The 13,685-nt window shown below is 69.1% G+C and carries 11 protein-coding genes; 4 read left to right on the top strand and 7 right to left on the bottom strand.

The genetic code is table 11. The annotated features are described in order from the left end of the window. The first annotated feature begins 38 nt into the window (after window positions 1-38). Both ACSQ3D_RS09850 and ACSQ3D_RS09845 read left to right on the top strand, forming a co-directional pair. Window positions 39-1,847: a methyl-accepting chemotaxis protein gene (locus ACSQ3D_RS09850; RefSeq protein WP_436126767.1), complete on the top strand. Its 1,809-nt coding sequence runs from the start codon at window positions 39-41 to the stop codon at window positions 1,845-1,847. 111 nt (window positions 1,848-1,958) lie between these two features. After that, a complete protein-coding gene (locus ACSQ3D_RS09845; protein ID WP_396503713.1) occupies window positions 1,959-2,183 on the top strand; it encodes a 4-oxalocrotonate tautomerase family protein in 225 nt (74 codons plus the stop codon). Between the two features lie 197 nt (window positions 2,184-2,380). Here the strand turns inward: ACSQ3D_RS09845 and recJ are convergent, their stop codons facing one another. Both recJ and ACSQ3D_RS09835 read right to left on the bottom strand, forming a co-directional pair. Then, on the bottom strand, window positions 2,381-4,108 hold the full coding sequence (gene recJ, locus ACSQ3D_RS09840) for a single-stranded-DNA-specific exonuclease RecJ (protein WP_436126766.1): 1,728 nt from the start codon (window positions 4,106-4,108) through the stop codon (window positions 2,381-2,383). Then, window positions 4,105-5,079, bottom strand: a complete 975-nt coding sequence (locus ACSQ3D_RS09835) for a phosphoglycerate mutase (RefSeq protein ID WP_436126765.1) — start codon at window positions 5,077-5,079, stop codon at window positions 4,105-4,107. Before ACSQ3D_RS09835 ends, recJ begins: the two co-directional genes overlap by 4 nt. Window positions 5,080-5,159: 80 nt before the next feature. Here ACSQ3D_RS09835 and ACSQ3D_RS09830 point away from each other — a divergent pair, with 80 nt between their 5' ends. Then, window positions 5,160-6,413 carry a lipoprotein-releasing ABC transporter permease subunit gene (locus tag ACSQ3D_RS09830; RefSeq protein ID WP_056420665.1) on the top strand — a complete coding sequence of 418 codons (1,254 nt, stop codon included), beginning with the start codon at window positions 5,160-5,162 and terminating at the stop codon, window positions 6,411-6,413. After that, window positions 6,406-7,134: a lipoprotein-releasing ABC transporter ATP-binding protein LolD gene (gene lolD, locus ACSQ3D_RS09825; RefSeq protein ID WP_436126764.1), complete on the top strand. Its 729-nt coding sequence runs from the start codon at window positions 6,406-6,408 to the stop codon at window positions 7,132-7,134. Before ACSQ3D_RS09830 ends, lolD begins: the two co-directional genes overlap by 8 nt. Window positions 7,135-7,211: 77 nt before the next feature. On the opposite strand, the gene xdhB is transcribed toward lolD, so the two are convergent. The 5 genes from xdhB to ACSQ3D_RS09800 all read right to left on the bottom strand — a co-directional run bounded on the left by xdhB (window position 7,212) and on the right by ACSQ3D_RS09800 (window position 13,678). Beyond that, window positions 7,212-9,665, bottom strand: a complete 2,454-nt coding sequence (gene xdhB / locus ACSQ3D_RS09820) for a xanthine dehydrogenase molybdopterin binding subunit (protein ID WP_436126763.1) — start codon at window positions 9,663-9,665, stop codon at window positions 7,212-7,214. Further along, on the bottom strand, window positions 9,662-11,320 hold the full coding sequence (gene xdhA / locus ACSQ3D_RS09815; protein WP_436126762.1) for a xanthine dehydrogenase small subunit: 1,659 nt from the start codon (window positions 11,318-11,320) through the stop codon (window positions 9,662-9,664). Before xdhA ends, xdhB begins: the two co-directional genes overlap by 4 nt. A gap of 164 nt (window positions 11,321-11,484) precedes the next feature. Beyond that, window positions 11,485-12,306: a precorrin-6A synthase (deacetylating) gene (gene cobF / locus ACSQ3D_RS09810; RefSeq protein WP_436126761.1), complete on the bottom strand. Its 822-nt coding sequence runs from the start codon at window positions 12,304-12,306 to the stop codon at window positions 11,485-11,487. Next, window positions 12,303-13,145, bottom strand: a complete 843-nt coding sequence (cobM, locus tag ACSQ3D_RS09805) for a precorrin-4 C(11)-methyltransferase (RefSeq protein WP_436126760.1) — start codon at window positions 13,143-13,145, stop codon at window positions 12,303-12,305. The genes cobF and cobM overlap by 4 nt, the downstream gene beginning before the upstream one ends. Beyond that, the gene (locus ACSQ3D_RS09800) at window positions 13,142-13,678 is read right to left on the bottom strand and encodes a cobalamin biosynthesis protein (RefSeq protein ID WP_436126759.1); all 537 of its coding nucleotides are present in this window, start codon (window positions 13,676-13,678) and stop codon (window positions 13,142-13,144) included. Before ACSQ3D_RS09800 ends, cobM begins: the two co-directional genes overlap by 4 nt. Window positions 13,679-13,685: the final 7 nt, after the last annotated feature.

Here is a 13,685-nt window from a genome sequence, read left to right as displayed (position 1 = left end):
CTTGCATGAACACACAACAGATCCACCAGGGAAAAACCATGCAATTCGACAATATCCGCGTCTCCCGCAAGCTGTGGGGCGCATTTCTGGGCCTGATGATCGGCATGCTGCTGCTCTCGGGCTTTGCGCAGAACCGGGCCAACACGTCCATGTCTGCCGCCATTGATGCGGTGGTGGAGATCGAGGCACGCATCTCGTCGGCCGTGCGCTGGCGGGGCTCCACCGAAACCGCCGTCACCATGGTCATGGGCGGCGCAGTGACCACCGACGCGGTGCTGGCCGAGCAGTACGGCGCCAAGGTCAAAGAGATCATCGGCTCCATCAACAAGGTGCAGGAGTCCATCGTTGCCTCGGCCACCGCGCCGGAGGAAAAGGCGTCGCTCGACAAGGTGCTGGACGCTCGCAAGGCCGTGCTGGCCGCCACCGCCAAGACCTGGGAGCTCAAGGGCGCAGGCGACGCGGTGGCCACCCAGCGGTTTGCGGACGACGAGTTCGCGCCCCTGGTCACCAAGTACCTCAAGGCCCAGGACGACTTCGTGGCCACGCTGGAAAAGCGCCGCGATGCCATCCGCGCCGACGCCACCGCGCGCCGCGTGGAGTACGCCATCTGGGGCATCGTCACCTCGCTCGTGCTGATGGCGGTGGGCTTGTTCCTGGCGTGGAAGCTGGTGCACTCCATCACCGTGCCGCTGAACCAGGCGGTCGAGAACATCGACGCCATTGCCGCAGGCGACCTCACGCGCGAGATCCAGTCCACCCGCAAGGACGAATTCGGCCACATGCTGCGCGCGCTGTCGTCCATGTCCGAGCGCTTGCGCGGCGTGGTGGGCGAGGTGCGCACGGGCGTCAATTCCGTGTCATCCGCATCGGTGGAGATCGCCAACGGCAACCACGACCTGTCGGCCCGCACCGAGCAGACGGCCTCCAACCTGGAAGAGACCGCGGCCAGCATGGAGCAGTTGACGGCCACCGTGAGCCAGTCGGCCGACACCGCCCGCCAGGCCAACCAACTGGCCAGCACTGCAGCCCAGGCAGCAGCGCGCGGCGGCGAAGTGGTGGGCCAAGTGGTGACCAGCATGCAGCAGATCACCGACAGCAGCAAAAAGATCAACGACATCATCGGCGTGATCGACGGCATCGCTTTCCAGACCAACATCCTGGCACTGAACGCCGCGGTGGAAGCAGCCCGCGCCGGCGAGCAAGGCCGGGGCTTTGCGGTGGTGGCCAGCGAAGTGCGCAGCCTGGCCGGGCGCAGTGCAGAGGCCGCCAAGGAGATCAAGGCGCTGATCGGTGCCTCGGTGCAGAACGTCGAATCGGGCTCGGCCCAGGTCGCTCAGGCCGGGCAGACCATGCAGGAGATCGTGGCGAGCGTGCAGCGCGTGAGCGACCTGATCGGCGAGATCACGGCATCGTCGACGGAGCAACGCGACGGCATTGCGCAGGTGAACCAGGCGGTCACGCACCTCGATCAGATGACCCAGCAGAACGCGGCGCTGGTGGAGGAATCGACAGCCGCAGCCACCTCAATGCGCGACCAGGCGCAACGCCTGGCCGAAGTGGTGTCGGTATTCAACGTCGGCGCTATGGCTGTGAGCGCACCAGCCCCGGCACCACGCCCCGCACCCGCCGCGCCCAGGCCTGCCGCCGCGGTCAAGGCCGCCGCGCCTGCCGCACGCGTCGCCGCACCGTCCAAGCCTGCCAGCGCAAACGCCAAGGCGCCAGCCGCGCCCCGGATCGCATCATCTGCCGCCCCGGCAGCCCGCCCCACAGCCCCGCACGCGCCAGCCCCGTCGCCCGCACCCCGTGCTACGGCCCAGGGCGGCGATGACGACTGGGAAAGCTTCTAAGACGTCCGAAGCTCCGAATGTTTACGCGAGCTTCAAGAACAAAAAAACGAAAAAAAAGGCAGCCTCGGCTGCCTTTTGCTTTGGTGTGTCACTGAAAAAAAGGATCTGCGCATGCCCCTGGTCAACATCCGCCTCGCCCGACGCGACATCCCCACCACGTCCGCCCAGAAGGCCGCCCTGATCGCGGGCGTCACCCGCCTTCTGCAGGAAGTGCTGGACAAAAAACCCGAGACCGTGACTGTCATCATCGACGAGATCGACCCTGACAACTGGGGCGTGGGCGGCGAGCAGGTCACCGTAGTGCGCCAGCGCAGCCGAGGTCCGTTGCAGGCCTGAACTTGCACTTATCGACCTTTTCGACCGACGTGCGGCCCCTGCGGATGCCGGCGTGGCCAATAGAACTCCGCAACTGTCGCAGCGCAAGCCAGCGGCAGCCGCGCAAGGGCCGCCCCGCCGCGCTGGCTGCGTCCCCCTTCCCGAATCGCGCAGCGATTCGAGAGAAGGGGGATGGCGCGAAGCGCCTCAGGGGGTTGTCACTGAACCTCAGCGCCCTCCACCAAAAACTGCACCTTGCGCTCTCCCTTCCACTCGTTCACATCCAGCCGAAACGCCAGCAGCACCCGCGCAGGCAGCTGCTCGGTGTGGCCGAACCAGATCGCGTCGACGGGATTGCCCTGGTGCATGAGCTTGATCGACAAATGGTTCTTGGCCTCGCCCACGAGGCGCTGGCTCACGATCTGCACTTCCTCGCTGAACGTAGGGGGCAAGAAGCCCTGGCCCCAGACCTCGCGGTGCAGCGTGTCCACGATGTCGGCGCGGCAGTATTCCGCCGACAGCGGGCCGTCCGTCTCGATGCGGCGGGTGAGGGTGGAGGCATCGAGCCACTCCTGCGCCACCTGGGCCAGTGCCTGCTCGAAGGTGTCGAACGAGTCCGCATCCACCGTGCAGCCCGCCGCCATGGCGTGCCCCCCGAACTTCAGCAGCACGCCCGGGTGGCGCTTGGCCACCAGGTCCAGCGCATCCCGCAGATGAAAGCCGGGGATGGAGCGGCCCGAGCCCTTGAGCTCGTGCGATTTGCCCGGCGCGCTGCTGGCGGCAAACACGAACGTGGGGCGGTGCAGTTTGTCCTTGATGCGGCTGGCCACGATGCCCACCACGCCTTCGTGAAAATCGGGGTCGAACACGCTGATCGCGGGTGGCGGCTCCTCGCTGTCGTCGAACAGGCTCTCGGCCATCAGCATCGCCTGCTCGCGCATGCCGCCCTCGATCTCGCGGCGCTCGCGGTTGATGCCGTCGAGTGTGGCGGCCAGCTCGGCGGCGCGGCCCGCATCATCGGTAAGCAGGCATTCGATGCCCAGCGTCATGTCGGCCAGGCGGCCTGCGGCGTTGATGCGCGGGCCCAACGCAAAGCCGAAGTCGAACGTGGTGGCCACGGGCGCCTTGCGGCCCGCGGCGTGGAACAGCGCCGCCACTCCGGCGGGCATCTGGCCCGCGCGGATGCGCTTGAGGCCCTGGGCGACCAGGCGGCGGTTGTTGGCGTCGAGCCGGACCACGTCGGCCACGGTGCCCAGCGCCACGAGAGTCAACAACGGGTCCAGCTTGGGTTGGGTGGCCGCATCAAAAACACCCCGCGCCCGCAACTCGGCCCGCAGCGCCAGCAGCACGTAGAACATCACGCCCACGCCGGCCATGGACTTGCTCTCGAACGTGCAGCCGGGCTGGTTGGGGTTGACGATGGCGTCGGCCGCCGGCAGCGCGGGGCCCGGCAGGTGGTGGTCGGTGACGACCACGGTCAGGCCCAGCGCCTTGGCTTCGGCCACGCCGTCCACGCTGGCGATGCCGTTGTCCACGGTGATCAGCACATCGGCCCCGCGCTCCTTCACGCGGCGCGCAATGCTGGGCGTGAGGCCATAGCCGTCCGTCACGCGGTCGGGCACCAGGTAGTCCACCTGCTGCGCGCCCAGCATGCGCAGGCCGCGCACGCCCACGGCGCAGGCGGTGGCGCCGTCGCAGTCGTAGTCGGCCACGATCACCAGGCGCTGGTTCTGCGCCATGGCGTCGGCCAGCAGGCGGGCGGCGTCGCCAATGCCCTTGAGGCCCTGGTCGCCGCTGGGCGGCAGCAGCCGGGCCAGGCCGTCGTCCAGCTCGTCCTTGGCCCGCACGCCACGCGCTGCGTACAAGCGTGCCAGCAGCGGGTGCACGCCGGCCTGCTCCAGCGCCCAGGCGGCACGGGGGGGAATGTCTCTTGCTATTATTTTCATAGCTGGTGGCGCAGGTCCATGAAGCGGGAGGGCTTGAAAAAGCCTTGAATGCGCTGGGTGAGCGTGCGCGGGGCGGAATGAAAGGCAAGGGCGCTGCGCTCGCCGCACAGCGTGAGTTGCACGGGGGTGCCGGCCTCGGCCTGGCGCAACAGGTCGGCTACGGGGCCTGCGTCGAGCGCGGCCCACGCCGTGCGCCAGGCGCGCCAATCGTCGCGCAGTGCGGCGTCGTGCAAGGTGGTGGGCTGGAGGGGGTTCACGCCCTTGGATGCGGCAGGCGGCAAGGCCTCTGGCAGCACACCCGCGCCATGGACCCAGAACGAGTTGACCACCGGCAGCCCGCGCGCCGATCGCTCGTCGTTGAAGGCATGGGTGTAGAGCAGCATCTGCATCTCGCTGTGCAGGCGGTGCAAGGTGCGGGCTGCGGGCTCGGCACGGGCGTCGGGCATCCAGGCGCGCACATCGCGCAGCAGCACACGCTCGAGCGATGCGGTGGCGAGCTGCGCAAACAGCGCGCCGCTGGCCAGCCAGCGTGTGGGCTGGTCGTAATGCAGCGTGATGCCGTCTTCGGCAAACCAGGGCGAGACGATGGCCAGCAGCGCGCGCGACGCCGCCTCGTCCAGGCCCAGCGTTTCAGGGTCGCGCAGGGTGACGTGGTCGGTGGTGACCTGCCACTGGCAGGGCGTGAAGAACGCCCATGCCTGTCCGTCGGCGGCCAGGCCCTGCTGGTGGCGGTACCAGGCGGCCCAGGGGATGCGCCCGTCCTGCACGGGCAGGCCCAGGTTGCGCGCCAGGGCGCGTTCATGGGGCGTGGAGAAGCTGGTGTCTTCGCCGTTGTCGCTCAATGCGGGGAGGGGGCTGAGCCGGGCCAGGAGCCTGTCCAGGTGGGGCAGGGCCAGGTCCTGCAGGGCTTGCTGGCATCCCTCGGAAGCGCTTGCGGCATAGGGAATGAGCAAATGGGTGGTGTCCGACATCCCCCTATTGTCCGGGATGCCACAATCTGCCCCGCTCCGACCAGACATTCCGCGCTGCCGGGGCCTCTTCTTTTTGATCCATGAAAATCCCCTACGAACTGGCCCTGGGCTGGCGCTACACCCGCGCCGGCCGCGCCACCCGGCGCAACGGCTTCATCTCGTTCATCTCGGGCGTGTCCATGCTGGGCATCGCGCTCGGGGTGGCCGCCCTCATCATCGTGCTGTCGGTGATGAACGGCTTTCAGAAGGAAGTGCGCGACCGCATGCTCAGCGTGGTCTCGCACATCGAGATCTTTGCGCCCCAGGGCGCCGCGCTGCCCGACCCGGCGCTCACGCTGGCCGAGGCCAAGAAAAACCCCAATGTGGTGGGCGCCGCGCCGTTCGTCTCGGCCCAGGCGCTGCTGGCGCGCGGCGAGGACATGAAGGGCGCGCTGGTGCGGGGCATCGACCCGGCGCTGGAAGGCGCGGTGACCGACCTGGCGGCCACCAATGAAAAGACGCTCAACCTGCTCGTGCCCGGAGAATTCCGGGTGGTGCTGGGCGGCGAGCTGGCCCGTGCCCTGGGTGTGCGCGCTGGCGATGTGGTCACGCTGATCGCCCCCGCAGGGCAGGTCACCCCGGCGGGCGTGGTGCCGCGCCTCAAGCAGATGACGGTGGCGGGCACCTTCGACTCCGGCCACTACGAATACGACTCGGCCCTGGTGCTGCTGCACCATGAGGACGCGCAGCGCATCTTCCGGCTGGAAGGCCCCACCGGCGTGCGCCTGAAGCTCAAGGACCTGCACCAGGCCCGCGAAGTGGCGCAGCAACTGGCCAACAGCCTGAGCGGCATGCTGCTGGTGCGCGACTGGACACAGCAAAACCGCACCTGGTTCGCCGCCGTGCAGCTTGAAAAGCGCATGATGTTCATCATCCTCACGCTCATCGTGGCGGTGGCTGCGTTCAACCTGGTCTCCACCCTGGTGATGACAGTGACCGACAAGCGCGCCGACATCGCCATCCTGCGCACCCTCGGCGCCAGCCCCAAAAGCATCATGGGCATCTTCGTGGTGCAAGGCGCCATGGTCGGCGTGATCGGCACCGCGGTGGGCCTGCTGCTCGGCCTGGGTATCGCCTTCAACATCGACGTGATCGTCCCGGCCATCGAAAAGGCCCTGAACGCAAGCTTTTTGCCCAAGGACATCTACCTCATCAGCAAGATGCCCAGCGAGCCGCAAAGCAGCGACATCGTGCCCATCGGGCTCATCTCCCTGGTGCTGGCCTTCGTGGCCACCCTGTACCCCAGCTGGCGCGCCAGCCGTGTGAACCCTGCCGAGGCGCTGCGCTATGAGTGACAAGAACAACAACTACAACAACGACACCGGCCACGCCGCCCCTGCTGCGGGCGCCGTGGTCCTGGAAGCCAAGGGCCTGACCAAGCGCTTCACCGAAGGCCGGCTCGACGTGACCGTGCTCAAGGGCGTGGATCTGCAGATCCGCGCGGGCGAGACCGTGGCCATCGTCGGCGCATCGGGCTCGGGCAAGAGCACCCTGCTGCACCTTCTGGGCGGCCTGGACGCGCCCACCGCGGGCAGCGTGCGCCTGAAAGGCGAGGCCATGTCGTCACTGTCGGCCGAGCGCCAGGGCCAGCTGCGCAACCAGCACCTGGGCTTCATCTACCAGTTCCACCACCTGCTGCCCGAGTTCAGCGCGCTGGATAACGTGGCGATGCCCCTGCGCATCCGCCGCATGCCCGACGCCCAGGCCCATGAGCAGGCCGCCCATGTGCTCGCGTCGGTGGGCCTCAGGGAACGCGTGCACCACCGCCCGGCCGAACTCTCCGGCGGAGAGCGCCAGCGGGTCGCCATCGCCCGGGCCCTGGTCACCCGGCCGGCGTGCGTGCTGGCCGATGAGCCCACGGGCAACCTCGACAGGTCGACCGCCGATGGCGTGTTCGAGCTGATGCTGCAGCTGGCGCGCGACCATGGCACCGCGTTCGTCATGGTCACCCACGACGAGTCGCTGGCCGCGAGGTGCGGGCGGGTGGTGCGGCTGGTGTCGGGGGTTTTGGGGTGACCCTGGCTCGGCGGAGACTGTGAGACTCCAGCGCTTTAATTCAGGCACCGCGGGAACAAAGCGCTAGGCAAAAGTCATCACAACATCCGCCCCAACGCCTTGAGCACATTCTCCGCCGTCGCAGGTGCCGTCAACACCACCGGCGCTTCTTGCGCTGCTTCATCGCCAGCGCGCCCTGCAGCCACCGCGTTGCGCAGCGCCTCGTACACGCTGATGGCCAGCATGAACGGCGGCTCGCCCACGGCCTTGCTGCCGCCCACGTTGTCTTCGCGGTTGGCCTCGGGCCACAGGTTCACGCGGAAGTGCGCGGGGATGTCGCCCGTGGCCGGGATCTTGTAGGTGCTGGGGGCGTGTGTGGCCAGGTACCCCTTGTCGTTCCACACCAGCTGCTCGGTGGTGAGCCAGCCCATGCCCTGCACGAAGCCGCCTTCGATCTGGCCGATGTCGATGGCCGGGTTGATGCTGTGGCCCACGTCGTGCAGGATGTCCACGCGCGTCACGCGGCTCTCGCCGGTGAGGGTGTCGATGACGACTTCGGAGCATGCTGCGCCGTAGGCGAAGTAGTAGAACGGCCGGCCCGTGAGCGTGGCCTTGTCGTAGTGGATCTTGGGCGTGCGGTAGAAGCCGTCGCTCCACAGCTGGATGCGGTTGGCGTACGCCTCTTTGACCACGTCGTCGAACTGCCGCACCTTCTTTGGCGAGATCACCTGTCCGCCTTCGAAACGGATCGCACCCGCGCCGCAGGTGTCGAGCCCCGACACGAAGGCTGCGAGGTTGTCGCGCACGTTGCGTGCCGCGAACTGGGCGGCGCGGCCGTTCAGGTCGGTGCCGCTGCTGGCGGCGGTGGCGCTGGCGTTGGGCACCTTGCTGGTGTCGCTGGCGGTGACCAGCACGCGGGCCAGCGGCACGCCCAGCTCGTCGGCCACGATCTGCGCGACCTTGGTGTGCAGGCCCTGGCCCATCTCGGTGCCGCCGTGGTTCACCTGCACGCTGCCGTCGGTGTAGACGTGCACCAGCGCGCCGGCCTGGTTGAACAGGGTGGCGGTGAAGCTGATGCCGAACTTGACCGGCGTGATCGCGAGGCCCCGCTTGAGCACAGGGCTGGTGGCGTTCCACGCCGCGATCGACGCCTGGCGCTGGCGGTAGTCGGCGTCGCGCTCCAGCTGGGGCAAAAGCGCGTGCAGGATGTTGTCCTCCACCGTCATCTGGTAGTGGGTGACGTTGCGGCCTTCTGATGCGTCCTTGCCGTACAGGTTGACCATGCGCACGTCCTGCGCATCCCGGCCCAGCGCCCGCGCGATGTCGCCCAGGATGGCCTCGATCACGATCACGCCCTGCGGGCCGCCGAAGCCGCGAAACGCCGTGTGGCTTTGGGTGTTTGTCTTGCAGCGGTACGAGGCTATCTCCACGTCGCTCAGGTAGTACGCGTTGTCGCTGTGGAACACGGCGCGGTCGGCCACGGGGCCCGACAGGTCGGCGGAAAAGCCGCAGTTGGCCGCCATCTGCAGCTTCAGGCCCGTGATGCGCCCGGTGGCGTCAAAACCCACGTCGTAGTCGTACGCGAACGGGTGGCGCTTGCCGGTGACCATGAAGTCTTCGTCGCGGTCCAGGCGCAGCTTGATGGGGCGGCCGAATTTGTTCGCGGCCACGGCCGCCCACACAGCCAGGTGGCCGGCCTGCGTCTCCTTGCCGCCGAAGCCGCCACCCATGCGGCGGCATTCGACCTTGACCGCGTGGTTGTCGATGCCCAGCGCGTGTGCCACCCAGTGCTGCACCTCGCCGGGGTGCTGGGTGCTGGAGTAGATCCACCACTGCTTTTGCTCCAGCGGCAGGGCGTAGGCGATCTGGCCTTCAAGGTAGAAGTGCTCTTGCCCGCCGACTTCGAACTGGCCGCTCAGGCGGTGTTCGGACGAGGCCAGGCCTGCGGCCGCGTCGCCCCGGCGCACGAACACCGGCGGCAGCACATAGCTTTGGGCCGCCAGTGCGTCCTGCACGGTGAGCACGGCGGGCAGGGGGGTGATGTCGAGCTTGACGGCGCGCACCGCGCGGCGCGCCTGCATCACCGAATCTGCCACGACGAGGCCGATGACCTGGCCGATGTGCTGCACGGTGTCGATGGCAAACACGGGCTCGTCGTGCGCGAAGGCTGCGAGCAGCTTGTCACCCGGCACGTCGGCCGACACCACCACGCCGCGCACGCCGGGCAGGGCGAGAGCCGCGGTGGCATCCACGCCGTTCAGCGTGCCGTGGGCCGCGGTGGAGAGGATGGGCGCGGCGTACAGCGTGCCCTTCACCTCGGGCAGGTCGTCGATGTAGTGGGCGGCCCCGGCCACCTGGGCGCGCGCGCTTTCATGGATGTGGGACTGGCCCATGGCGCGCAGGCTGGGGGCGGGGATCGGGGCGGAGGGTGCGCCGGCAGCCGTCGGGGGCTGCGGGTCGGCGGCGTGGGCGTCGGCCGCTGCCACCATGGGGTCGTCGCCGGCGTCGCGGCTCACGGGCAGGCTGGTGGGGCCGTTGTCGCGCTGGTTCATACGGTGGCCTCCAGGCGGAAGTTCTCCACGCTCACCGCGTCTTCGCCTTGGCTCTCCAGCCAAAAGCGCTGCAGCAGGCTGGCGAGCACGGTGCGGCGGTAGGCGCCGCTCGCGCGCATGTCGGAGATGGGGTTGAACTCTGCCTGCAGCGCCTGCACCGCGTTTTGCACAGTGTCGGCATTCCAAGGCTGGCCGGTGAGGGCGGCTTCGGTCTGGCGGGCACGTGCGGGCGTTGCGGCCACGCCGCCGGCGCCGATGCTGGCATGGCGCACCGTGCCGGCGTCGATATCGAGGTTGATGACCAGGCACACGGCGGAGATGTCGTCGTCGAACCGTTTGGAAATTTTGTACGCGCGCAGCGCCTCGGTCACGCCGGGGCGCGGCACGACGATGCGCACCAGCAGCTCATCGGCCGCCATCACGTTCTGGCGGTAGCCGGTGTACAGGTCTTCCAGTGGCAGCGTGCGCTCGCCACGCGCGCTGCTGGCCAGCACCACCCGGGCGCGCAGCGCGATCAGCAGCGGCATGGAGTCGCCAATCGGCGAGCCGTTGGCCACATTGCCACCCAGCGTGCCCGAGTTGCGCACCGGCAGACCCGCAAAACGCGCGGCAAAGCTGTGCAACTGGGGCCACTGGGCCTTGAGCACCGCGAAGGCCTCGGTCAGCGATACGGCGGCGCCGATGGCGATGTGGTGCGCATCGCGTTGCACCTGGCGCAGCTCGGCCGCGCGGGTCACATCGAGGATGCGTTCGTACTGCTTGTGCTGCTTGGTCACCCACAGGCCGACATCGGTGCAGCCGGCCACCACCTGCGCGCCGGGGTGGGCTGCGCGGGCTGCCAGCAGTTCAGGCAGTGTCGTGGGGGCGATGTAAGAAGAATCAGGCGCTACCGCTGACCCTGATTCATTCATTTGCTGCAATTTTTGTAGCAATAGCGTTTCGTTGACTGCGACGGCGGGCAGGGTCGCCATCTGCTGTGCCGCATCCAGGATGGGGCGGTAGCCGGTACAGCGGCACAGGTTGCCCGAGAGGTCTTCCTGCGCCATCTCGCGGGTGATGGGCTGGATGGTCTGGATGGGGTGGGTGGCCTGGGTGGTGCAGCCCACGGCCTGCAGGGGCACGACGTGCCGCTGGTACATGCCGAACAGGCTCATCACAAAGCCGGGGGTGCAGAAGCCGCATTGGGAGCCATGGCACTGCACCATGGCCTCCTGCGCAGGATGCAAACCTGCTGCGCGAACGGTGGGCGTCGTTGCGCGGTGCTCGGAATCCTCATGGACCTGAATGTGCATTCCGGTTCCTGCGCTCCGTGCGCCTAGCCCGCCGTCCGCTCGCGACGGTTTGGGCGGTTCATCAGCCGGCTGAATCAGTGGGTCTTCCGCCAAGTCCTCCACCGTCCATAGCGCCATGCCGTCCACCGAATGCGCCATGCGTATGCAGCTGTTCACCGCGCTGTAGTGCACCTGGCCGTCGCGCGGCTCGCCCAGCACCACGGTGCATGCGCCGCAGTCGCCCTCGCCGCAGCCTTCCTTGGTGCCCGTGCAGCCCAGGTCTTCGCGCAGCACCTCCAGCAGGGTGCGGTCGGGCGGTACGTGGTTCAGCACCACGGGCTGGCCGCGGCGGATGAAGCGAAGGGGGCGGTGGGGCGTCGTCATGCGTGGGGCGGCCCGGGGTCCGGGCAGGTAATCGTCAGAAGGATAGTTCCAGAGCGTATGCGCACCGCGCAGCGCCCACATAAGCGCGAGCGTATAACGAGGATGCCCGGCGCGCTATGGGTTTCTGATGTTGCGGCTGGGCAGGACGTCCCCGGGCCGCGCGATCAGCCCTCGTGGGCAGGCTGCCGGCGCAGCAGGTAGATGTCCATGATCCAGCCATGGCGCGCGCGGGCCTGGGCGCGCGCGCTGTCGATGCGCGGGCCGGCATCGGCCAGCGGGCCGCTGTCCAGCAGTTGCTGCGGCATGCCCAGGTAGGCGCCCCACCAGATGTGCAAGTCCTGAGGCGGCAGGGTGTTGAAGCTGCACTGCCCGTCGAGCATGACCACGGCCGTATCCACCCCGGCGGGCCATCCGTGGTCGCGCAGTTGGCGGCCGGTGGTCACCACGAAGGGCTGGCCGATGTCGTTGAGGGCGATGGCGTGCGCCGCCGCCAGCGCCTGCACCGACGTGATGCCCGCCACCACCTGCACCTGTACCGGCGCAGGCTGCAGGCGGGCTGCGATGCGCAGCGTGCTGTCGTACAGCGAAGGGTCGCCCCACACCAGCAGCGCCACGCGCAGCGCTGCGCCATTGGCAGGCACAGGCAGGCGGGCCTGTGCCAGTGCATTGGCGATGGCCGCCTGCCACTGCTGCGTGATCGCGGCATGCCATTCGTCCACCTGGGCCAGGTAGTCGTCGCCCTCGCTGCGGCGCACCGGCATGTCGAAGCCGGCGATGCACGGCACCACAGGGCCAGCCAGCACCGCGTCGCACAGCGACTGCCGCAAGGCCGCCAGCTCGGCCTTGTCCTCGCCCTTGTGCGGCAGCAGGATAAGGTCGGCCGCGTTCATCGCCGCGATGGCCTGGCGCGTGAGGTGGTCGGGGTTGCCGGTGCCGATGCCGATGAGGGTCAGCGCGATGGGGGGAAGGGCCTGTTCGTCGCTCATGCGGAGGGCGCGTCCAGCGGCTCGTCGCGGGCGGTGTCCAGCACCGTGCCGCCGTTCACATCGGTGGCCGGAAAGCGCGGCGCGGTGCCCAGGGGACGGTAGCGGCGGTCGTAGTCGGCGGCGTAGAGGCGGCTTTCGGCAAAGTCCTCGGCCTGCAGGCTGCGGCCCACCAGGATCAGGGCGGTGCGCTCCATGCTGGTGGCCACGGCCTGCGCCAGCGCGCCCACGGTGGTGCGCACCACGGTCTCGTCGGGCCAGCTGGCGCGCCACACGATGGCGGCGGGGCAGTCGGCGCCGTAGTGCGGCAGCAGCTCGGCCTGCACCTTGTCGGCCACGTGGATCGACAGGTGGATCGCCAGCACCGCGCCGGTGGCGGCAAACGCCGCCAGGTTCTCGGCCTCGGGCATGGACGTGGCGCGGCCCGAGGTGCGCGTGAGCACCACCGACTGGCACAGCCCGGGCAGCGTGAGCTCCGCGCCCAGCGTGGCCGCAGCGGCAGCGAATGAGGGCACACCGGGCGTCACGGTGTACGGAATGCCCAGCGCGCGCAGCCGGCGCAGTTGCTCGCCCATGGCGGACCACACCGACAGGTCGCCCGAATGCAGGCGCGCCACGTCCTGGCCCTGCGCATGGGCGGCCTCGATCTCGGCCACGATGTCGTCCAGGCTCATCGCGGCCGTGTTGACGATGCGGGCGCCCGGCGGGCAGTGCGCCAGCAGGTCGCGCGGGATCAGCGAGCCGGCGTACAGGCAAACCGGGCACGCGGCCATCAGGTCGCGGCCGCGCACGGTGATCAGGTCGGCGGCGCCAGGGCCGGCGCCGATGAAATGCACGGTCATGCCGATGCTCCTTGTCGTTCTTGGGATGGGCCCGTGGCATGCGCCAGGGCGACCGCTGCGATGCCAAAGGCCGGGTCGCCAGTGCGCCGGATTGCCACGGCCACGGCCAGTGTGGCGCTGCCATCGGCGGCCACGAGGCGCGGCACGGCCAGTTCAGCTTGCGGCCCTGCGGCCGACAGGGCCGCGGCTTCGGCCACGCTGCCGGTGCCGTAGCGCGCCCGCAGCCGGGGCGATTGGGTGGCCACCGGTTGGCCGGCCAGGTCTGCGGCGGGGATTGCCCGTACCGGTACGGGCGGTGCGCTGCCGGCGATGCCCGACAGCCAGGCTGCGAGCGCGGGATGCGCCGCCTTTGTGTCGAGCACGGCCACGGCGCAAGGGCGCAGGTCGTCCGCAGCCCACACCACATCGCCCCGCAGCAAGGCCTGGGCCTGGGCCCACAGCGCGTGCAGCGCGGCGGGCTGTGCATGGGCGCGCAGGCCCACGCCCACCACCGTGCAGACGTGGCCCGGGCCCGCGGCGGAGTCAGGGGGCATCAGGCGG

It is taken from the genome of Acidovorax sp. LjRoot117 (genome assembly GCF_964252695.1).
GTDB lineage: Bacteria > Pseudomonadota > Gammaproteobacteria > Burkholderiales > Burkholderiaceae_C > Acidovorax.
Note: the sequence above shows the minus strand (reverse complement) of the source record. Positions and strands in the feature narration are given on the sequence as shown.